The sequence below is a fragment of the Ruegeria sp. YTSA219 genome, from assembly GCF_059609985.1.
In genome coordinates this window covers 19676-38749 of sequence record NZ_JBXWMT010000001.1, presented here as the reverse complement: position 1 = coordinate 38749, position 19074 = coordinate 19676, and the positions used below count along the sequence as shown (strand labels likewise).

24 protein-coding genes and 1 tRNA gene are annotated in these 19074 nt (G+C 56.9%); 14 read left to right on the top strand and 11 right to left on the bottom strand.

The genetic code is table 11. From position 1 onward, the window contains the following. The first annotated feature begins 2 nt into the window (after positions 1-2). From AC2FFB_RS00225 to AC2FFB_RS00195, 7 genes are all read left to right on the top strand, one after another. The gene (locus AC2FFB_RS00225) at positions 3-452 is read left to right on the top strand and encodes a tellurite resistance TerB family protein (RefSeq protein WP_142634606.1); all 450 of its coding nucleotides are present in this window, start codon (positions 3-5) and stop codon (positions 450-452) included. Positions 453-472: 20 nt separating this feature from the next. Beyond that, the gene (locus tag AC2FFB_RS00220) at positions 473-910 is read left to right on the top strand and encodes a tellurite resistance TerB family protein (RefSeq protein WP_496874342.1); all 438 of its coding nucleotides are present in this window, start codon (positions 473-475) and stop codon (positions 908-910) included. A gap of 5 nt (positions 911-915) precedes the next feature. Next, positions 916-1638, top strand: coding sequence for a phosphate/phosphite/phosphonate ABC transporter substrate-binding protein (locus AC2FFB_RS00215; protein ID WP_496874341.1), 723 nt, complete (start codon positions 916-918; stop codon positions 1636-1638). A gap of 146 nt (positions 1639-1784) precedes the next feature. Next, positions 1785-2561, top strand: a complete 777-nt coding sequence (locus AC2FFB_RS00210; RefSeq protein WP_271946306.1) for an ABC transporter ATP-binding protein — start codon at positions 1785-1787, stop codon at positions 2559-2561. A gap of 33 nt (positions 2562-2594) precedes the next feature. Beyond that, positions 2595-3308, top strand: a complete 714-nt coding sequence (locus AC2FFB_RS00205) for a transporter substrate-binding domain-containing protein (protein ID WP_271946303.1) — start codon at positions 2595-2597, stop codon at positions 3306-3308. Between the two features lie 72 nt (positions 3309-3380). Beyond that, the gene (locus AC2FFB_RS00200; protein ID WP_142635158.1) at positions 3381-4268 is read left to right on the top strand and encodes an ABC transporter permease; all 888 of its coding nucleotides are present in this window, start codon (positions 3381-3383) and stop codon (positions 4266-4268) included. Continuing rightward, positions 4265-5071 (top strand): ABC transporter permease, encoded by an 807-nt coding sequence (locus AC2FFB_RS00195; RefSeq protein ID WP_142634616.1) that lies wholly within the window; start codon positions 4265-4267, stop codon positions 5069-5071. Before AC2FFB_RS00200 ends, AC2FFB_RS00195 begins: the two co-directional genes overlap by 4 nt. 149 nt (positions 5072-5220) lie before the next feature. Here the strand turns inward: AC2FFB_RS00195 and AC2FFB_RS00190 are convergent. Beyond that, a tRNA-His gene (locus AC2FFB_RS00190) sits at positions 5221-5297 on the bottom strand. Between the two features lie 47 nt (positions 5298-5344). Next, positions 5345-5827 (bottom strand): GNAT family N-acetyltransferase, encoded by a 483-nt coding sequence (locus AC2FFB_RS00185; protein WP_142634618.1) that lies wholly within the window; start codon positions 5825-5827, stop codon positions 5345-5347. Positions 5828-5904: 77 nt separating this feature from the next. Here AC2FFB_RS00185 and AC2FFB_RS00180 point away from each other — a divergent pair, with 77 nt between their 5' ends. Next, positions 5905-6093: a DUF6324 family protein gene (locus AC2FFB_RS00180; protein ID WP_142634620.1), complete on the top strand. Its 189-nt coding sequence runs from the start codon at positions 5905-5907 to the stop codon at positions 6091-6093. Positions 6094-6097: 4 nt separating this feature from the next. Here AC2FFB_RS00180 and AC2FFB_RS00175 read toward each other — a convergent pair whose 3' ends face one another. Beyond that, entirely contained in the window at positions 6098-6529 is a 432-nt protein-coding gene (locus tag AC2FFB_RS00175; protein WP_496874340.1) for an MmcB family DNA repair protein, read from the bottom strand. Between the two features lie 113 nt (positions 6530-6642). Here AC2FFB_RS00175 and AC2FFB_RS00170 point away from each other — a divergent pair, with 113 nt between their 5' ends. Beyond that, positions 6643-6963 carry an ArsR/SmtB family transcription factor gene (locus tag AC2FFB_RS00170; RefSeq protein ID WP_496874339.1) on the top strand — a complete coding sequence of 107 codons (321 nt, stop codon included), beginning with the start codon at positions 6643-6645 and terminating at the stop codon, positions 6961-6963. Further along, positions 6960-7385 carry an SRPBCC family protein gene (locus tag AC2FFB_RS00165; protein ID WP_142634626.1) on the top strand — a complete coding sequence of 142 codons (426 nt, stop codon included), beginning with the start codon at positions 6960-6962 and terminating at the stop codon, positions 7383-7385. Before AC2FFB_RS00170 ends, AC2FFB_RS00165 begins: the two co-directional genes overlap by 4 nt. 275 nt (positions 7386-7660) lie before the next feature. On the opposite strand, the gene AC2FFB_RS00160 is transcribed toward AC2FFB_RS00165, so the two are convergent. After that, entirely contained in the window at positions 7661-8557 is an 897-nt protein-coding gene (locus AC2FFB_RS00160; protein WP_496693323.1) for a LysR family transcriptional regulator, read from the bottom strand. A 90-nt stretch (positions 8558-8647) separates the two neighbouring features. Between AC2FFB_RS00160 and AC2FFB_RS00155 the strand changes: the two genes are divergently transcribed. Further along, positions 8648-9475: a TauD/TfdA dioxygenase family protein gene (locus AC2FFB_RS00155; protein WP_496678226.1), complete on the top strand. Its 828-nt coding sequence runs from the start codon at positions 8648-8650 to the stop codon at positions 9473-9475. A gap of 112 nt (positions 9476-9587) precedes the next feature. On the opposite strand, the gene AC2FFB_RS00150 is transcribed toward AC2FFB_RS00155, so the two are convergent. The 5 genes from AC2FFB_RS00150 to AC2FFB_RS00130 all read right to left on the bottom strand — a co-directional run bounded on the left by AC2FFB_RS00150 (position 9588) and on the right by AC2FFB_RS00130 (position 12804). After that, positions 9588-9893, bottom strand: coding sequence for a hypothetical protein (locus tag AC2FFB_RS00150; protein ID WP_142634632.1), 306 nt, complete (start codon positions 9891-9893; stop codon positions 9588-9590). A 59-nt stretch (positions 9894-9952) separates the two neighbouring features. Further along, a complete protein-coding gene (gene nusB / locus AC2FFB_RS00145; protein ID WP_142634634.1) occupies positions 9953-10435 on the bottom strand; it encodes a transcription antitermination factor NusB in 483 nt (160 codons plus the stop codon). Next, positions 10432-10983 carry a 6,7-dimethyl-8-ribityllumazine synthase gene (locus AC2FFB_RS00140; RefSeq protein ID WP_496874338.1) on the bottom strand — a complete coding sequence of 184 codons (552 nt, stop codon included), beginning with the start codon at positions 10981-10983 and terminating at the stop codon, positions 10432-10434. The genes nusB and AC2FFB_RS00140 overlap by 4 nt, the downstream gene beginning before the upstream one ends. A gap of 2 nt (positions 10984-10985) precedes the next feature. Then, positions 10986-12107: a 3,4-dihydroxy-2-butanone-4-phosphate synthase gene (gene ribB / locus AC2FFB_RS00135; protein ID WP_496690792.1), complete on the bottom strand. Its 1122-nt coding sequence runs from the start codon at positions 12105-12107 to the stop codon at positions 10986-10988. Between the two features lie 109 nt (positions 12108-12216). Further along, on the bottom strand, positions 12217-12804 hold the full coding sequence (locus AC2FFB_RS00130) for a riboflavin synthase (RefSeq protein ID WP_142634640.1): 588 nt from the start codon (positions 12802-12804) through the stop codon (positions 12217-12219). Between the two features lie 138 nt (positions 12805-12942). Between AC2FFB_RS00130 and AC2FFB_RS00125 the strand changes: the two genes are divergently transcribed. The 3 genes from AC2FFB_RS00125 to AC2FFB_RS00115 all read left to right on the top strand — a co-directional run bounded on the left by AC2FFB_RS00125 (position 12943) and on the right by AC2FFB_RS00115 (position 17473). Further along, on the top strand, positions 12943-14241 hold the full coding sequence (locus tag AC2FFB_RS00125) for a capsule polysaccharide biogenesis protein (RefSeq protein WP_496693324.1): 1299 nt from the start codon (positions 12943-12945) through the stop codon (positions 14239-14241). A gap of 92 nt (positions 14242-14333) precedes the next feature. Next, positions 14334-15467: a polysaccharide biosynthesis/export family protein gene (locus tag AC2FFB_RS00120; protein WP_496713435.1), complete on the top strand. Its 1134-nt coding sequence runs from the start codon at positions 14334-14336 to the stop codon at positions 15465-15467. Next, complete coding sequence (locus AC2FFB_RS00115; RefSeq protein ID WP_496874337.1) at positions 15467-17473, top strand: capsule polysaccharide biogenesis protein; 2007 nt, start codon at positions 15467-15469, stop codon at positions 17471-17473. Before AC2FFB_RS00120 ends, AC2FFB_RS00115 begins: the two co-directional genes overlap by 1 nt. Here the strand turns inward: AC2FFB_RS00115 and ribD are convergent. Both ribD and nrdR read right to left on the bottom strand, forming a co-directional pair. After that, positions 17470-18570, bottom strand: a complete 1101-nt coding sequence (gene ribD / locus AC2FFB_RS00110; protein ID WP_496713432.1) for a bifunctional diaminohydroxyphosphoribosylaminopyrimidine deaminase/5-amino-6-(5-phosphoribosylamino)uracil reductase RibD — start codon at positions 18568-18570, stop codon at positions 17470-17472. The two genes, AC2FFB_RS00115 and ribD, sit on opposite strands and share 4 nt — an antisense overlap. Further along, the gene (gene nrdR, locus AC2FFB_RS00105) at positions 18567-19037 is read right to left on the bottom strand and encodes a transcriptional regulator NrdR (protein ID WP_142634651.1); all 471 of its coding nucleotides are present in this window, start codon (positions 19035-19037) and stop codon (positions 18567-18569) included. The genes ribD and nrdR overlap by 4 nt, the downstream gene beginning before the upstream one ends. Positions 19038-19074 lie beyond the last annotated feature (37 nt).

Sequence of the window (19074 nt, the reverse complement as noted above, 5' to 3'; positions counted from 1 at the left end):
CCATGTTGAAAAAACTCTTTCAGGCTTTCCGCCCGCCACAACACGACAATCTGCCCGACCCAGACGCTGAACTTGCACTCGGGGCGCTTATGGTGCGCGTTGCACAAGCGGACAGGGATTATAAGCTGGAAGAGATCAGCCTGATCGACCGTATCCTCGCCCGACTTTATCAACATAATGCGATCGAAGCCGCAAAGGTCCGCGCCACGTGCGAGAAACTGCACGCAGCTGCACCGGAAACGGACACGTTCGGTAAGCTGATCCGGGAAACCACGGACCTGCACGAGCGCTTGGCCGCTTTGGATGCCCTCTGGGAGGTGGTTCTGGCCGACGGGAATACAGATGAGGGCGAGATGAAAATCGTCGAAGAAGCCCGCATCGCCATGGGTCTGAGCTTTAACGACAGCAAGACCGCCAGAAAGCGTGTGCAAAGACGCTTGGAAGAGGCGTAAGGCCTCTCTATACCTGTCTCATGTTTAGTGATTTTCTGTCTCGACTGACCCAGCCTCAGCCCGCCCCTTTCACCGATGACGATGCTCGACTGGCCTTGACGGCCCTGCTGGTGCGCGTTGCCCGATCTGACAACGACTATGCCGACAGTGAAATGGCGCGGATCGACCGGATTTCGGTTGAACGCTATGACCTATCCCCATTCGGAGCCGCCGGCCTGCGCGCCCGCGCCGAAGATCTCGAGGCCGAAGCACCGGACACCGTACGGTTCACTCGCGCAATCAAAGAGGCCGTTGCCTATGACGACCGCCTGGCAGTCGTTCAGGCCTTGTGGTCGGTCGCTCTGGCGGATGGGCACCGCACGGGTGAAGAGGATTCCTTACTGCGACTGGTCGTCAGCCTGCTGGGCATCAGTGATGTCGACTCTGCAATGGCCCGTCAAAAGGCTGCCAAATCTTGATAGCCATGCTGGGCATGTACGACATGCCTGCGCTGCGCCCTGCGAATGATCGGTTTTGGGCATCGATTCGGGATTACCTTGGCTATGGCCCCGCAAACCTAAACCGAGACCGGGATGTCTGGGATGTCTGGTTGGACCCGGATCTGGTTTTTGCCCAGACCTGCGGCATGCCCTATCGCACCCGGCTGCATGGCAAGGTGCAGTTGGTTGGAACGCCGGACTACGCGTTGCCTGGCTGCCCACCTGGCCATTACCGGTCGGTTTTTGTAGCCCGCCGCCACGACCCCCGCGACCTTGATGAATTGGCCGATGGTGTTTTTGCCTATAATGAACCGCTGTCGCAATCCGGATGGGCCGCCCCAATGGTTCACCTTGAACGATACCACCGAACACCATCATCGGTTCTGCAAGCCGGTGGTCATGTGCTGTCTGCTCAAGCCATTTCCGAGGGCCGTGCCGATTATGCCGCGCTGGATGCGCTGACATGGGAGATTCTGAAGGTCCATTCCGACCTTCCAGAAGCTCTGCGTGAGGTCGCCGAAACAACCCCAACCCCCGCGCTACCTTATATCACAGCGAAGGATCAGGATGCCGCTCAGATCGCACGCGCTGTTCGCAACGCGATTCAAACCATATCACCGCAAGATCGGAACCTTCTGCACCTGCATGACCTGATCTCTATTCCTGCCAAAGATTATCTGCGCGTCCCAAATCCGTCGAAATTGTAAACTGCGATGGATAATTCATGATCAAATTGACCAGAACGCTTCGTCAAATTGACGGAATCACCCGCTTACTCTGTCATTTGCGCATTGCATTGATCTGATTTTTAAGCCCTAGTACCGCACCAACACCAATAACACTTGGACCAACCGTGACAGATTCAACTCCCGTCATTGAGATCAAGAACCTACACAAGAGTTTCGGCAATCTGGAAGTGCTGAAGGGCGTGGATATCACTGCCAGACGGGGCGATGTCGTATCTTTGATTGGGTCCTCGGGGTCTGGGAAATCCACTTTATTGCGGTGCTGCAACCTGTTGGAAGACAGCCAGCAGGGCGAAATCCTTTTCAAGGGTGAACCTGTTCGTTGGTCCGGTAACAGCCACACGCGCCGGCCTGCAGATGCGAAACAGGTTCTGCGCATTCGCACAAACCTGTCGATGGTTTTCCAACAGTTCAACCTGTGGGCTCATTTGACCATCCTGCAGAACGTGATGGAAGCACCTGTAACGGTATTGGGCCGTGACAAAAAAGAAGTTGAAGACAGCGCACGCAGATACCTTGAAAAAGTTGGTATTGGCGACAAGTGCGACGCCTACCCCGCACAGTTGTCTGGTGGCCAGCAACAGCGTGCCGCGATCGCGCGGGGGCTGTGCATGGAGCCCGAGGCGCTTTTGTTTGACGAGCCCACGTCGGCGCTGGACCCCGAATTGGAACAAGAAGTGATCAAGGTGATCAAAGACCTGGCGGCAGAAGGCCGCACCATGATCATTGTGACCCACGACATGAAAATGGCCGCTGATATCTCTAGCCATGTCGTTTTCCTTCACCAGGGCCTCATCGAAGAAGAAGGCCTGCCTGAAGATCTCTTTACTACCCCTGAATCTCCACGGCTTCAGGGCTTTCTTTCCGCCACTCAGGCGGCATAACTTCAGATCAGAACCAAAACTGGGGAGTATCCAATGAAAAAACTGATCCTGACCACTGCGGCCCTTGCGCTGAGCGCGGGCATGGCCATGGCAGACACCATCCGGATGGGGACCGAGGGCGCCTATGCACCTTGGAACTTCGTCAATGACGCAGGTGAGATCGACGGCTTTGAGCGCGAGCTGGGCGACGAGCTGTGCAAACGCGCAGACCTGACCTGCGAGTGGGTCAAGAACGACTGGGATTCGATCATTCCGAACCTGGTCTCGGGCAACTACGACGTGATCATCGCTGGAATGTCGATCACCGACGAGCGTGACGAGGTCATCGACTTTACCCAGAACTACACACCACCGGATCCCTCCGCCTATGTAGCAATGTCGGATGACGCCGATGTTGCAGGTGGTGTGGTCGCCGCACAGACCGGCACCATTCAGGCTGGCTATATCGCCGAATCCGGCGCGACCCTGGTCGAGTTCGCCAGCCCCGAGGAAACCATCGCTGCCGTACGCAACGGTGAGGCCGATGCGGTTCTGGCCGACAAATCCTTCCTTGCCCCGATCGTCGACGAAGACGCAGATCTGCGCTTTGTGGCCGATGAGGTTCCGCTGGGTGGTGGCGTCGGCATTGGCGTCCGTGAATCCGACGGTGAGCTGAAAGAAAAGCTCAACGCAGCCATCCAATCCATGAAGGATGACGGCAGCCTGAACGAGCTGATCACCAAATGGGAAGTGTCTTCGACCTTCTAATTCTGATCCGGCGGCGTGCCCCAGTCTACGGGCGCGCCGCCCCAGCGCCTTTACCACCTGAAGAGGCCCGCCATTTTTTCGTTCTGCACTGATCCCGACACGCTGGGAACCTTCCGTTGGTTCTCGTGCTATCTGACCAATGGTGTGCATTGGTCCTTTTACCTGTCCTTCCTCAAGGTACTGGCCCTACTTGCCGTGACGGCGCCCGTAGCGCTGGGTTTCGGGTTCGTCGGCGCCATGGCTGCCCGTTCGCACGTTCTGCCGGTCAGTTGGCTGGGTAAGGGTTATATCGCCATCGTGCGCGGCGTGCCGGATATCGCCTTTTTCATGTTCTTCGTGATTGCTTTGGATCAGGCATTCGAATGGACGCGGCATCAAATTCTCTGCCCGGACTGGACGGATTCGATCCGACAGGGCAACGACTTTATCGTCTGCCAATCTGCCAAACTGCCACTGGGCACCTCGCCGGAATGGGTGCACGAAACCTATGGGTTCTTTCTGGCTGTCATCACTTTCTCTATTGTTTTCGGTGCTTTCGCCGCCAATGTTCTGTTCGGCGGCATGCGGGCCGTACCCTATACACAGCTGGAAACCGCCGAAGCCTATGGGATGTCCCGTCGCCAGACATTCTGGAAAATCCTTGTGCCTCAGATGTGGGTTTATGCCCTGCCCGGTCTCAGCAATCTCTGGATGGTTCTGATCAAGGCCACGCCGTTGCTGTTCCTTCTGGGCATCGAAGATATCGTGTACTGGGCCCGCGAACTGGGCAGCACCAAGACTCCGAAGTTTACGCAATACCCACACGGTGACTGGCGCATGTGGTATTTCCTGTTCCTGCTGGTTTTCTACCTTGGCTTCACCCGTATGTCCGAGATCGGGCTTGAACGCCTGATGCGCCGGCTCTCGCACGGACAGGCCACCGCCGCCGGAGAATTGCTGCGCAAGGAGACCACCGCATGAGCTGCTTGCAGACCATTCAGGACTACGGCCTGCGATCTCTTGGATATGGCGAGCGTCTGCTGCCAAAATCCGACTTTACCTTATGTGAGCACTTTACCCTGATTGGGTCTGGTATGATCTGGAATATCTATTTCGGAGTCATGGCGCTTGCGACCGGGTTTTTCCTTGCCACAGCACTGGCGCTTGGCAAAGCTTCACCCAGTTTCTGGCTGCGCAAACCTTCGGAATGGTTCATTTTCATCTTTCGTGGTTCGCCGCTGTTCATTCAGTTTTTCTTTGCCTATTTCTTCTTCCTGTCGCTGAAGAAATCCTATCCGATGTTCGATTCTCTGACGTCGGCCTGGATTGGGGCGCTGATCGTTCTGTTTCTGAACACTGCCGCCTATTCAGCCGAAATTTTCTTTGGCGCGCTCCGATCCATTCCCAAGGGCGATACCGAGGCTGCAGATGCTTATGGCATGTCCGGCTGGTCTCGCTTCCGGCGGATCGTCTGGCCCACCATGCTGCGGCTTGCCTGGCCCGCCTACACGAATGAGGCGATCTTTCTGTTCCATGCCACCACGCTGGTGTTCTTCTCGGCCTTCCCCGCCTGGCAGCAACGAGGCGATGCGCTGTATTACGCAAGCTATTTCGCGGACAAGACGTTCAACCCCTTTGTCGCCTATCCAATCCTTGCCTTCTATTTCATCTTACTGACGCTTGTGATCGTTGGGGGGTTCGGCCTGGTGAACAAGCATCTGAACCGTCATTTACCTGCGGAACGAAAAACAAAAATGCGCTTTCGCCTGAATCTGGCACGCTAAGACCCAACCGGGGTTGCAGCCGCTGCAATCCCCGGAAAAGACAATTTCTCAAATAAAAGTCGGTACCGTTTTGAGTAAAGGCAGCCCTTCGATTTGCGCGACAGCCTAGGGGCGGAACTAGCTTGGGAATTTTCCGGCAATCGGGGAGATGGTACCGCCTCCCTGGCTTGAACAGGGGACCTCTGGATCCACAATCCAGCGCTCTAACCAACTGAGCTAAGGCGGCACTTGTGAAGGGCGATGTACCGAACGCGTTCACGGAATGCAAGAGGATTAAAGCTGAATTTTCCAGCTTTGTTCGACCAGATCAACCCCGAAGGAATGGACCGGTTTGCTATCCATCAACTGCCACCCAGTGGACCCATAAAGCGCACAGGCAGCCTTGTGGCTTTCATGCGTCCACAGCCTCATTTCAGTGTAACCGGCGCCGCGAGCAAAGCCCATGCAGCTCTCCAGCATCCGCTTTCCCAGACCCATCCCGCGCGCTTCGGGCAACAGTAAGAACAACCGCAGTTTTGCGGTCGTTTCACTCAGGGCAACGCAGAAAATACTGCCCAAAGGTTTGCCGTCACATTCCGCAATCCAGCCACGCTCGCGCTTGGCATCATGGTTAGTGATAAAATCATCGAGGATTTCTTTCACCAACACGACAAAAGAGTCGTCAAAACCCTCGTCTCGTGAATACAAAAAATCATGCACAGCCACCAACCACGGCGCGTCCAAAGCTTCAAAGGGTCTGATCTGAATAGAGTGCATCCCCTATTTGAACGCAAAGGTAACTTGATTCTCAAGCCTTTGCGCGCTAGCACGAACTCTCATCCCCGGAGGCACACATGAGCATCAATACCGAAAGTGACATTCAGGCGAATTTGCAGATCGGACCAACAGATCAGGGGATGGTGCGCCTATTCATCGAAGCAGAAAACCTTGAGATTCCAATGGATTTCGATCCAGAAGAAGCCGAAGAGATTGCCGACGAGCTCCGCGCCGCCGCGCATGCCGCACGGGCAGTAAAAAGCTGACCTATCAGATTCTGGGATCTCTCAGAGACTGCAAGCGACGGGCCGCGTCTGTGGCAAATTTCTGGATCATCTTCTTCCGCCGGGCCGGAGCTATCTTGTCCTCTGGTGCCATACGCACGATCTCGGCGTCATAAGCATCGGCAATGATCAACCCGGTCTCGGCAGGCAACAGCTCGGTCGGAAACTCCGTATCCACTGCCCAGAAGAATCGATCACACCACACCAAATAGCCCTGCCATTTGGAATCCGACTGGAAATCAGCGCGGCTTGATTTACATTCGATCACCCAAAGCTCACCCTTAGGACCCAGCCCCATCACATCAACCCGCAGTCCGCGTATAGGCACGAATTCCTCAACGGATACAAAGCCATGCGCCGTCAGGTGACGGGCGACGCCACGTGCAAGTCTTTGTCCGGGTTGCAGGTCCAATGTCATATCTCAAATGTGAACAATTAGTGAACAAATGTAAAGTGAGCCCATACGGCTTGACATAGTACCATTTGGTATTGCATTAATATGAAACCAAATGGTATCTCTTTAGGTTGCATATGGAAAACCAAACTCAAAACGCGTTCCGCGCTCTGGCTGACCCTACCCGCAGGGACATTGTGCAGATGTTAGCACTGCAGGACATGACGATCGCTCAGTTGACTGATCGCTTCGACATGACCCGCGCGGCGGTCAAGAAACACCTGACCGTGCTGTCGGATGGCGGCCTGATTGCCGTCGAAGCCCGTGGCCGGGAACGCATAAACCGACTTGAACCAGAAGGCATGGCCCCTGTTCTGGATTGGCTCAGCTACTTTGATCAATTCTGGGATGAACGCCTTAACTCTCTTAAAGAAGCTGTTGAAAGGAAATCAAAATGACTGATGCCGTTCTAAGGAAATCCATCTTCCTGAGGGCCGAGCCCGAAACTGTCTGGGCCTATCTGACCAAACCCGAGAGGCTGGCGGAATGGTTTCACAAACCCGAACGCCCCCTGGCGCAGGGCCAAAAGCTTGAGATGTTCGGAACAACCAGTGGCGACCTGCTGATCTGGGGAGAGGTCCGCGAGGCGCGCCCTCCGTCTTATCTGGAATACTCGTTCACGGTTAAGCCGATGGGCGACGCGGTAAGCATCGTGAAATGGACGCTGGAACCGGTTGCGGGCGGTACACGCCTGGACCTGCTGCACGAAGGTCTGCCGCAAGGTGCCGATGCCTTTGGCCTGATCCTGGCGCTGGACAATGGCTGGGACGAGCATTTTGGCAAGATGCGCGCGTCCTTGCACGAAACTGTTGACGCCTGACCCCTTGTGCGAACCCGCCGGACGCCCTACTTAGGCCCGTGGCGGGTTCTGCCCTTCTTGTGACTGGTAGCATTCTGGTGGCCTTAAGCAATTCCGAGGGGGCTGGCTCTGTTCAGGTCCTGGCCTGATTACCTGGCGCCCACCTGTACATACAGGTCCTCGGGAATCAAACCGCACGGTTGACTGGTGGTCCCGCCACACTCGATCCAAACTCCGGCAGGAAATAGCCAGATTTACGAGCTCTGGGTTCTGACCTGCGGGCCAGATCGCGCTAATCATACCTGGAGCAGACAGGCATCAAGAAATGCTTTTACGGGTTCGGGTTGCCGAATGGCACGGGGCTGCACAATCACAACATTGAAATACCCGATATCCTGTGCCAGCGGACGCGCGACGACCGCATCGCCTTCTATCGTTCGTCTCGCCTCTGGCGGAAAACCAACCAGCGTGAACCCAAGCCCTTTGCCAACATAGGCATGCACCAACTCTCGTGATTGCGAGATCAGTGGCACTTCTGGATCAAGCCCAGCGGCCTGCAACAGGTCAAGATAGCTTGGACCCGGACCGGAACGCGACACTGCAATGTAGGGCATGCCTGTCAGCTGCTCAAGCTGTACGCTGTCGGCATGCACCAATGGGTGCGAGGCCGGAAGTAAAACCAGAGGCGCCAGTTCTTTAAGTACTTCAACGTGATGACGTCGGGGTTCAAACCCTTGATCAAACACCACAAGCGCGTCCAACTCGCCGGCATCCAGCGCAGCAACGAGGTTCGGGAAATCATCCTCAACAACCTCGATGCGGATACCGGGATGGCTTTGGCGAAAAGCCAGAACAGCTGGTAGAATGATCTTCTGCGCAATCGCATAATGCGTCCCGATAACAATAGAACCTGTTTTACCCTCAGCCATCACAGCGGCCCGATTGCCGAGCGCGCCTGCTTGCATCAGCAACGCGTCGGAATCCGTCAAAAAGGCTGCGCCAACGCGGGTCAACCTCATCCCGCGTGCAGGAAAGCGATCAAACAACGTCAAACCAGTGACATCTTCGAGTTTGTCGATTGCCGATGAAATAGCGGCGGCCGAAACATTCAGGTTCCTGGCTGCCTGCGCGATACCGCCACATCGCGCCGTCTCGGCGAAGAACGACAACTGGCGCAAAGTGAAACGTATCATCAATAAAATCTTCTTTTTACAAATTTTAAATCAGTTTTTTCGACCTTTAGCAATGCGCTACCCTGCGTTTGAAACTCAGGGAGAAAGCAGATGGACATCAGACCACTTACCGGCGGTGTGGGCGCAGAGATCATCGGCGCCGATATCCGAGACGGCAGCCAGTTCGACGCCATTCATACGGCCTTTGCTCAGCACTCTGTCATCGTACTCAGAGCGCAGGATGTCGGCCCGGATGAGCATCTGGCGTTTGCCCAACGCTTTGGCGCGATCAACATCAACCGCTTCTTCAGGCCGGTCGATGGGCATCCAGAAATCGCTATGGTGCTGAAGGAAAAGGATCAGAAAGAGGCCATCGGAGAGGGCTGGCATACCGATCATTCCTACGACCAAATCCCGGCGATGGGGTCTATCCTGCATGCTTTGGAAACCCCGCCCTTTGGAGGCGACACACTGTTCGTCTCGATGGGTGCAGCTTATGAGGCGCTGTCACCTACCATGCGGAGCTTTCTGGATGGGCTCTGGGCGGTTCATTCGTCTCGGCACGTTTTTGGAACAAGCTCACAGGACAGTGAAGCGGCGCAAAGTGGTCGGCTAAGCAATGCACAGGCAGCCACCCAAGACGCGCGACATCCTGTGATCATAAAACACCCCCTCAGCGGGCGGCGCGGTATTTATGTGAATCCAGTGTTCACAACCCAAATCGAAGGCCTGAGCGCCGATGAATCAGCAGCCATCCTTGCAATGCTATATGACCATTGCCAGCAACCCGAGTTCCAATGCCGCATTCGTTGGCAAACAGGCGACATGACCATCTGGGACAATCGGGCCACATGGCACAAAGCGGTCAATGACTATCATGGATTTCGACGATTGATGCACAGGGTTACCGTGGAGGGTGTCGCCTTGTCTGCCGAATGACCCGAACCCTGTCAGAGAAAAGACACAACGCAGTCAGACTAAAACTGACGCCCTGACCTACCAATTACGGCGGGCAAGCTCTGCGTCCACCTCAACCGGCGTGTCACGTGTCTTAACGCCCTGTACGTGCCTCTTGTTTGATCAGGGCAGGCTTTAGCCTGACAGAAACCGGCGTTCCACCGCGCGGACCGCCGGGTTTTTCTGCCATGCTCATAATGGCATAGGCAAACTGTACACCGGCAAAGACGATCCCGTTCATGAACCAGATCATCGCCAGAGCAACCAGGCCGATATCAGAACCAGTAATCAGATGACGCAGGTTGGCGACGTTCAGGGCCAGAAGCACCCCGACAAAAATTGCCGAGATGGCAAAGCCCCAGGCCACTTGCGTGATATACAAACGGATCAGTTTGGGCATGGCGGACCTCATTGCGCTATAACATTCAGTTTAACGCATATTTGATCCGTGTAAACGCGTCAGAACGCCTCGGGCTTGGCCTCGTGCGCCATGTGATCCAGCACTGCGTTGACAAATTTGGTCTCTTTACCTTCGGGGAAGAAGGCCCGCGCCACATCGACGAATTCAGTGATGACCACCTTGGGCGGTGTGTCGTTCTGTGTCAGCTCTGCTCCGGCGGCCCGGAAGGCCGCGCGCAGGGTCGGGTCGATCCGGGCAATCGGCCATTTGGCAACCAAAGCGCGATCGGTCATCTGATCGATCGGCGCCTGATAATTGACCGCATCTTCTACCAGCTTGCGGAACAGGCGAATATCGCCGTCCAGCATTTCCTCGCCCTCATAGACGGCGCCAAAGCGGTGATCCAGAAACTCGGTCACAACCTGATCGGTTGTCTGACCCGATTGCTCCATCTGGAACAGCGCCTGCACGGCATAGAGCCGAGCGGCGGATTTCATCAGGCGTTTCTGGTTGGCCGGTTTTGGCGCGTCTGTCTTGGTCATGCTGTTGTGGGTCCGTTGCTGTCGCCCGCCACAAGGATGGACTCGGACGGCGGCTTGAACCCGACGCCCTTTTTGGAAGAGCCCCACTTACGGCTGAGCGCGATCAGATGCAAGGCCGCAGCGGCAGCCCCGCCCCCTTTATTCATTTTTTCCGGATTGGCGCGCACTTTGGCCTGATCGTCATTCTCGACTGTCAGGATACCGTTGCCGATGCACAGCCCCTGCAGACCCATCAGTTGGATGGCACGGCTGGAGTCGTTGCAGACGGTTTCGTAATGCGTGGTCTCTCCGCGAATGACACAGCCCAGCGCGACATAGCCGTCAAAATTGCACTGACCGTCCGCCATGGCGATAGCCGTCGGGATTTCCAAGGCGCCGGGCACTTCGACCACATCACAGGTGCCGCCTGCCCCTTCGATCTCGGCCTTTGCGCCAGCCACCAGATTGTCAGCGATGGCGCGATAGAACGGGGCCACAACGATCAACAGCTTAACGGGTTGGTCGAAACTCGGTGTCGGCAACACGCCGTGTTTGTCTTGTTCAGCCACAATCAGTCCTCCCTGAGGATTGAACGGGTCCCGACAATGGACAGGCCAAATGCGTCGAGCCCGAGATAAACGGTTTCCGGCGAGTCGGTCAGCAGCACAAGTTCCTGGATTCCCATCTTGGACAGTATCTGCGCCCCCAGACCGGTTTGTTTGATGGTGCGTGGGCCCTCATCTTCAGCCGCATAGAGCGAGTTGCGCGGTTGGCGGAACAGACAGACCACACCGCGCCCTTCATCCGCAATCTTTTCCATCGCGCGCGGCAGCTCACGTGAGGATTTCGGGCCAAGACCCAGAATGTCGGGCGCCTCGTGCAGCGCATGGGTCCGGGTCAAAACCGGCTCGGGCGTGGTGATGTCACCCTTGACCATCACGACATGTTCGATGCCATGGGTCTGATCGGTGAAAATCCGCATTTCCCAGTCGCCGCCATATTCGGATGTGACGGTTTCCCGAGATGTCTCAACCACCAGATTGTCATTGCGCGACCGGTAGGCGATCAAGTCGCTGATCGTGCCGATCTTCAACCCGTGTTCCTTGGCGAATTCGACCAGGTCAGGCAGCCGCGCCATGGTTCCGTCAGGGTTCATGATCTCGCAGATCACGCCCGAAGGGTTCAACCCGGCCAGGCGTGAGATATCAACGGCGGCCTCGGTATGGCCCGCGCGCACCAGCACCCCGCCCCGCTTGGCCCGCAAGGGGAAGACGTGACCCGGTGTGGCGATATGGGCCATCGTGTTTTGCTCGTTGATCGCAGTCGCCACGGTCAGCGCCCGGTCACCAGCGGAAATGCCAGTCGACACTCCCTCGCGGGCTTCAATCGACACGGTGAACGCGGTCTCATGACGTGACGAGTTGTTCACCGCCATCATCGGCAGACCCAACGTGTCAATCCGTTCCGCCGTCATCGGCAGGCAGATCAGGCCACGACCATGGGTGGCCATGAAATTAATTGCCTCAGCATCAGCGAACTCGGCGGCAATCACCAGATCGCCCTCATTCTCGCGATCTTCGTGATCAACCAGGATATACATCCGGCCTTTGCGCGCCTCGTCGATGATCTCTTTGATCGGGCTGATTGCCGCGCGCAGCTGGGCCTCGACCGGTCCGGGAGTTTCAAAGCTCATGGGGCAGCCTTTCACATGCCAAGTTTGACCGGGTGGATAGACCACCGCGCGGTCAAAGACCAGACCGCATGCGGCACCGTTCCGGTCAGACGCGACGTTGAATTGTGGACTAGGACATTTCTGCGAGGCGCGCGACATAGCGAGCCAGCGTGTCGATCTCAAGATTGACCCGGTCGCCGATGCCGACATCCCCCCAGGTCGTCACCTCTTTTGTGTGCGGAATGAAGTTGATACCAAAATCGCACCCGTCCACATCGTTTACGGTCAAAGAAGTACCGTTCAGCGCAACTGATCCCTTGGGCGCAATGAAGCGGGCCAGATCTTTGGGTGCGCGCAAGGTTACTCGCGTGCTGTCGCCTTCGTCCAGAACGGCGACCACTTCTGCGACGCCATCAACATGACCAGACACGATATGACCGCCCAACTCATCTCCGACCTTCAGCGCGCGTTCCAGATTGACGCGTTTGCCGACAGTCCAGCGATCCAAATTGGTTTTCGAAACGGTTTCCGCGCTGATTTGCACATCATACCAGTCTTCGCCCAGTGCGATGACTGTCAGGCAAACGCCGTCGCTGGCAATGGATGCACCAATATCAATCCCCGGGGTATTGTAGGCGGTTTTGATCCGCGCCCGCAGATCGCCTTGCTGCTCCAGTTCGGTGATGGTGCCGATATCTGTGACGATCCCCGTAAACATTGCGTTAACCCTCTGTTTCTAACCTGATGCCAGCGCTCACCGTCGAGGTAAGCGTAAGCGCGCCTACGGGCAAGCCCCAGGTTGCCGCAAATACGACAAACAGGCATAATTCCTCATCTAACGACAAGAGCAGCAGAAATGTTACCACTCAACGGCGCTGCGCAAAAACGCGTATTTCTTTTCCTGCAAGGACCGCACGGGCCGTTTTTTGGCGCGCTTGGTAAGATCCTGCGCGCAGCGGGTTCCGAAGTGTGGCGCGTGGGTTTCAACGCCGGGGATCAGGCTTTCTGGTCTGATAAGGCCAGCTTTATTCCCTATGCTGGCAAACCCGAGAACTGGCCGGCAAAATTTGTTGACCTGGTTGTCGGCCGCGAGGTGACAGACATTGTCCTGTATGGCGATACGCGTCCAATCCACGCCCAAGCCATCCGCATCGCCCGCGCCCACGGGATCACTGTTCATGTTTTCGAAGAAGGGTATCTGAGGCCCTGGTGGGTCACCTACGAACGCACAGGTACGAATGGCAATTCGCATCTGATGAATCTGGAAGTTACCCAGATGCAGCGAGCGCTGGAGCGAACTGATGCGCCGATGCCGCCCCCTCCGACGCATTGGGGTGATATGCGACAGCATATTTTCTATGGCGCGCTGTATCATTGGTTTGTTCTGTTCCTGAACGGCAAGTATCGCAATTTTCGAACCCACCGTGACCTACCGGTTTCGAAAGAGTTCAGGCTGTATTTCAAACGGCTGGCAATGATGCCCTTCCACAGAATCCGGCGGCGAGTGGCGACGGAGCGAGTCCGGCGGGGCGGGTTTCCCTATCACTTGGCATTGCTGCAACTGGGACATGACAGTTCGGTTCAGTCACACTCGGACTTTGACTGCATGTCCGAGTTTCTTGAGCAGGTACTGCACGGTTTTGCAAATGGCGCACCAACGCACCATCATCTGGTCATCAAAGAACACCCGCTGGAAAATCATCGGGAACCATTGCGCCAGGTGGCACGCAAACTGGCCAAAACACTGGGTATCGCTGATCGGGTCCATTATGTACCCGGGGGCAAACTGGCCACATTGCTCAACGAAGCGAGCTCGGCCGTGACGATCAATTCAACTGCGGGTCAGCAGGTATTGTGGCGCGGCATTCCTCTGCGCGCCTTTGGCAAATCGGTCTATGACAAGCCCGAATTTGTTTCCAACCAACCGATCACTGATTTCTTTTCCAATCCAGATATCCCCGATACCGAAGCCTATCAAAGCTATAGGCGTTTTCTGCTAGATACCAGTCAGGTCCCCGGCGGGTTTTATTCACGCCGTGGGCGGCGACAGTTGCTTAGGCGCGCCGTGGATATGATGCTAAGGGCGAAAGATCCCTACCAATCCGTGCTGACCGACAAAGAGGCGCGGACGCCACAGTTGAGGATCGTTGAGTAAATCACCCCTCTTGATGCTGGCGATTGCAGTTGGAAACAAGTACGCTGCTGGAAACAAAAGACCAAAACCAAGACGTTCGAGGATATTCGGCAGTGCAGCGCTTTCCAATCCGATGGGGACGGGGTGTAACCCTTGTGGCCGCTCTTGGCCTGCTGGCCGCGTGCCAACTACCTAAAACTGGCCCAAACAAATCCGAAATCCTTGCCGGTTCGACCACGAAAGGTGGAAACGCCTATGTTGTTGAGGTTGACGATCGGGTGGCGCAGGTCACGTCGGCAGTGCCTCAATATGGGTTCTCGCAAACCTTCCGTAGCGCTCAGAACCTGACCGCCGACACGGTTCGTCCGGGTGATGTACTGGGCCTGACAATCTGGGAAAACGTAGATGACGGGCTGTTATCCGGAGAGACCGGCGCCTCAACATCCCTGGAAGAGGTACAGGTCGATAGCGAGGGCTTCATCTTTGTTCCCTATGCCGGGCGCCTGCGCGCAGCCGGAAACACGCCGGAACAGCTTCGCACGTTGATCACGGAAAAGCTCCAAGATCAGACCCCTGATCCTCAGGTCGAAGTGCGCCGTATCGCCGGGGACGGATCAACCGTTTCGCTGTCGGGCACCCTGTCCGCACCCGGGATCTATCCGATCGAACGACCAACCCGCACACTGGCCGGAATGCTGACACGGGCTGGCGGCGTGATCGAAGGGTCCGATATCGCCCTGGTGACACTAATCCGAGGCAGTCAAAAAGGGACGGTCTGGTACAATGACTTGTTCCGCAACCCGGAATTTGACGTTGCCCTGCGGGGTGGCGACCGCATTCTAGTCGAAGCCGACAACCGGTCCTATGTCGCCTTGGGGGCGACGGGCGGTCAGTCGCGCGTGGCATTCGACAGTCAGGATCTGTCCGCGCTGGAAGCGCTGGCACAGGTTGGTGGCTTACAGCCCCTGTCTTCGGACCCGACCGGCATTTTCGTTCTACGAAAGGAACGACAGGACATTGTCCGGTCAGTCATGGGAAAACCGGACCTGCAGGGAGAGCAGCGCATGATCTACGTGCTGAACCTGACAGCACCCAATGGCCTTTTCATCGCCCGTGACTTTGTCATCCGCGATGATGACACAATTTACGTCACCGAAGCACCTTACGCGCAATGGAGCAAATCCATCTCGTTGATCGCCGGTGGCCTGACCCCGCTTGCCAATGTCACGACACTGACAGGCGGATGATGCCCTCCGTTCCTCAAGGAACGCATGCCAAGGCCGAACGCAGTCGTCTTTTGGTCTATAATGGCGGATTTCTGACAGCCGCGCGCGTGCGGAGAATTCTGTCACTGGCCGGATATGATATCGGCATCGGCACGCCCAAGGGGTCGGATCTGGTGGGTATCTGGGGCAATAGCCCGACGGCACATCGTGGACTGCGTATAGCGACCAAATACAATACTCCGATCTTGCGCGTAGAGGATGCATTCCTGCGATCTCTGCACTCAGGACGCAATGGCGATGCTCCGCTGGGTCTGCTGCTTGATCGCAGCGGTGTGCATTTTGATCCAACACAGCCTTCGGATCTGGAAACACTTCTTGCGACCGACCCGTTGGATAATACGGCCCTGCTGAACCGGGCACGTGGCGGGATGGCGCGGCTGCGCGAACTGCATCTGAGTAAGTATTCCGCCTATGATCCCGCGACCCCTGCGCCGGACCCAGGGTATGTCCTGGTTGTCGATCAAGCACGCGACGATGCTTCTGTAAGGGCAAGCGGCGGCGATGAGGCCCGGTTCCGCGAGATGCTGGTTATGGCGCAAGAGGAGAACCCCGGCGCGACCGTTCTGATCAAAACCCACCCCGACACGATCGCAGGGCACCGGCCCGGATATTACTCTGCCGATGATCTGACCGACCGCGTATCCTTTCAGCACAGCGCCATCAGCCCCTGGACCTTGTTAGAGGGTGCTGTGGGCGTCTACACCCTGTCCTCGCAACTTGGGTTCGAGGCCATATTGGCCGGTCACAAACCCCGCGTCTTCGGCCAACCGTTTTACGCCGGATGGGGTCTTACCCAAGACGAAGCCCATTTCCCAAGACGCCAACGAAACCTGACGCGCGCGCAACTCTTCGCCGCCACCATGGTTCTTTATCCCAAGTGGTACGATCCCTATCGGGATCAGCTGTGCGAATTCGAATCCGTGCTGGACACGCTTGAAGGTCTGACCCGCGCCTGGCGACAAGATCACAAGGGCTGGACGGCATCCGGGATGCGGCTTTGGAAACGCAGGCACCTGCAGCACATGTTTGGGCGCGAGAAAAAGGTAAAATTCACGCCTGACGTTCCCGAAAACCCAGATCGTCCCCACATGGTTTGGGCGCGGCACGGCCGTGATATGGAAAACGTCACACGGGTCGAGGATGGCTTCGTTCGGTCCCGTGGGTTGGGGGCCAGCCTTGTGCCGCCTCTGTCGCTGTCGCTAGATGACCTTGGGATCTATTACGACCCGACCAAACCCAGCAGGTTGGAAGAGATGATCGCCAAGCGGGAGACCCTGCGGCCGGATCAGGAATTGCGGGCCGAGCGGTTGGTGACACAGATTATCGCCGGAGCGGTCAGCAAATATAACACCGGCGGCCCGGTTCTGGACTTGCCAAAAGGTCACCTCATTCTGGTGCCCGGACAGGTCGAGGACGATGCCTCGATCCTGTTTGGAACCAGCACCGTTCGCACCAATACCGAACTTCTACGCACCGCCCGCGAGATGAACCCGACCGCCGTTCTGATCTATAAACCGCATCCCGATGTCGAAGCTGGCCTGCGTGAAGGTGAGGCCGAAGCTGAGGGGCTAGCAGACCTGATCGTCAAGAACACCGATCCCGCCGCATTGTTGGGTGAGGTTCAGGAGGTCTGGACCATGACCTCTCTGCTAGGGTTCGAGGCGCTGATGCGCGGATTGCCGGTCACAACGCTCGGCGCACCCTTTTATGCTGGTTGGGGTTTGACGCAGGATTTGGGATCCGTCCCCGCCCGTCGTGGTGCACGGCCCTCCCTGCTGGGATTGATCCATGCCGCACTGATCGATTACCCGAGGTATCTGGACCCTGTCACCGGCATGCCCTGCCCTCCGGAAGTGGTATTGGAAAGGCTGACAGATGGCTACCAGAGCCGATCTGGCCCCGGCCTTAGACTGCTCTCGAAACTACAGGGCGTTTTCGCAACACAGGCGCATCTCTGGCGCCGTTAGCGCAATGCCCGCGCCCAGCGATGCATCACGTCTTGACCGATGATGCGGGTCTCCAGCAGTTCAAACCGTGGGGCCTCATCCAGACGATCCATACCAAGCCCCCCGATGGCAGGCAAACCTTCGGCACCAATCGCAAGCCCGGCACTGAAGCCGATCAACTCATCAACCAGTTCATCCGCCAAAAGCGACGCGGCAAGGGACGATCCGCCCTCGCAAAAGACGCGGGTCAAACCCTCCTGCCCCAACTGCAGCAACAGGTCAGCGGCATCAATGTGATGATCGCGTAACGCGCAGGGGATAAGCCTTGCGCCCAGTCCTTCCCACGCTTTTGCACGTTCGGCATCCGGTGACGGACCATGGCACAACCACACCGGAATTTTCGAGGCGGTGCGTGCCAGTTGACCCATCAACGGGATATCCAGATGGCGCGAAACGACAACGCGCACAGGCTGACGTTCAATCCCAAGATCCCGAACTGTCAGAGAGGGGTCGTCTACACGCGCCGTACCCGCCCCAACCATAACGGCATCATGCGTTGCCCGCATGGCATGAACAGCCCGCCGCGAGGTCTGACCCGTAATCCACTGACTATGGCCGCTTTCGGTCGCAATGCGCCCGTCAAAACTGCTGGCCAGTTTAAGCGTGACAAATGGCCGGCCCTGTTCGGTCTTTAGAAAGAAACCGGCGTGGTCGCGGGCCGCCTGATCCGCAAGAACACCGGTTGTCACGTCAATCCCAGCGTCGCGCAGCATGGCAAAGCCCTGCCCGGCAACACGCGGATCACTGTCTTCGATGGCTGAAACAACACGCGCCACACCGGCCTCAATCAAGGCCTGAGCGCAAGGCGGGGTCTGTCCGTGATGGGCGCAGGGTTCAAGCGAGACATAAGCAGTCGCGCCACGCGCCTGCGATCCCGCCTGTCTTAACGCTTCGGTTTCTGCATGTGGCCGACCGCCAGGTTGCGTCCAACCACGCCCAACAATCCGCCCGTCCTGTACGAGTACGCAGCCAACGGATGGGTTGGGCCAGCACGTCCCCTGTCCGCGCCGCCCCATGTCAAGGGCCAGCGCCATATATCGCTTATCTGTTTCGCTCACTCGTCCGTCGAAGGCTGCGGCGGGCGCAGTTCGTGGACAAACTCCTCGAAATCATCGGCCGCCTGGAAATTCTTATACACGCTTGCAAACCGAACATAGGCAACGGTGTCGATCCGCGCCAGAGCTTCCATAACAATTTCACCGATCTTGCTGGACGGAATGTCGGTATCGCCCATGCTTTCCAGCCGTCGCACAATACCCGAGATCATCTGATCGATACGTTCCGGATCAATCGGGCGTTTCTGCATCGAGATACGGATCGAACGTTCCAGCTTGTCGCGATCGAAATCCTCGCGTTTTCCATTGGTTTTGATCACAACCAGATCGCGTAACTGAACGCGTTCATAGGTGGTGAACCGTCCGCCGCAAGCCGGGCAGAAACGGCGCCTGCGGATCGCGACATGATCCTCTGCCGGGCGTGAATCTTTGACCTGAGTGTCGATATTTCCGCAAAACGGGCAGCGCATCCGCCGTCTCCTCGTCTCTTGTTCCGCCTCTTTTAGT

Coding starts and splice junctions, on each gene's coding strand:
- AC2FFB_RS00225 (WP_142634606.1), top strand. CDS start 3: ATGTTGAAAAAACTCTTTCAGGCTTTCCGCCCGCCACAACACGACAAT.
- AC2FFB_RS00220 (WP_496874342.1), top strand. CDS start 473: ATGTTTAGTGATTTTCTGTCTCGACTGACCCAGCCTCAGCCCGCCCCT.
- AC2FFB_RS00215 (WP_496874341.1), top strand. CDS start 916: ATGCTGGGCATGTACGACATGCCTGCGCTGCGCCCTGCGAATGATCGG.
- AC2FFB_RS00205 (WP_271946303.1), top strand. CDS start 2,595: ATGAAAAAACTGATCCTGACCACTGCGGCCCTTGCGCTGAGCGCGGGC.
- AC2FFB_RS00195 (WP_142634616.1), top strand. CDS start 4,265: ATGAGCTGCTTGCAGACCATTCAGGACTACGGCCTGCGATCTCTTGGA.
- AC2FFB_RS00185 (WP_142634618.1), bottom strand. CDS start 5,827: ATGCACTCTATTCAGATCAGACCCTTTGAAGCTTTGGACGCGCCGTGG.
- AC2FFB_RS00180 (WP_142634620.1), top strand. CDS start 5,905: ATGAGCATCAATACCGAAAGTGACATTCAGGCGAATTTGCAGATCGGA.
- AC2FFB_RS00175 (WP_496874340.1), bottom strand. CDS start 6,529: ATGACATTGGACCTGCAACCCGGACAAAGACTTGCACGTGGCGTCGCC.
- AC2FFB_RS00170 (WP_496874339.1), top strand. CDS start 6,643: ATGGAAAACCAAACTCAAAACGCGTTCCGCGCTCTGGCTGACCCTACC.
- AC2FFB_RS00165 (WP_142634626.1), top strand. CDS start 6,960: ATGACTGATGCCGTTCTAAGGAAATCCATCTTCCTGAGGGCCGAGCCC.
- AC2FFB_RS00160 (WP_496693323.1), bottom strand. CDS start 8,557: ATGATACGTTTCACTTTGCGCCAGTTGTCGTTCTTCGCCGAGACGGCG.
- AC2FFB_RS00155 (WP_496678226.1), top strand. CDS start 8,648: ATGGACATCAGACCACTTACCGGCGGTGTGGGCGCAGAGATCATCGGC.
- AC2FFB_RS00150 (WP_142634632.1), bottom strand. CDS start 9,893: ATGCCCAAACTGATCCGTTTGTATATCACGCAAGTGGCCTGGGGCTTT.
- nusB (WP_142634634.1), bottom strand. CDS start 10,435: ATGACCAAGACAGACGCGCCAAAACCGGCCAACCAGAAACGCCTGATG.
- ribB (WP_496690792.1), bottom strand. CDS start 12,107: ATGAGCTTTGAAACTCCCGGACCGGTCGAGGCCCAGCTGCGCGCGGCA.
- AC2FFB_RS00130 (WP_142634640.1), bottom strand. CDS start 12,804: ATGTTTACGGGGATCGTCACAGATATCGGCACCATCACCGAACTGGAG.
- AC2FFB_RS00125 (WP_496693324.1), top strand. CDS start 12,943: ATGTTACCACTCAACGGCGCTGCGCAAAAACGCGTATTTCTTTTCCTG.
- AC2FFB_RS00115 (WP_496874337.1), top strand. CDS start 15,467: ATGCCCTCCGTTCCTCAAGGAACGCATGCCAAGGCCGAACGCAGTCGT.
- nrdR (WP_142634651.1), bottom strand. CDS start 19,037: ATGCGCTGCCCGTTTTGCGGAAATATCGACACTCAGGTCAAAGATTCA.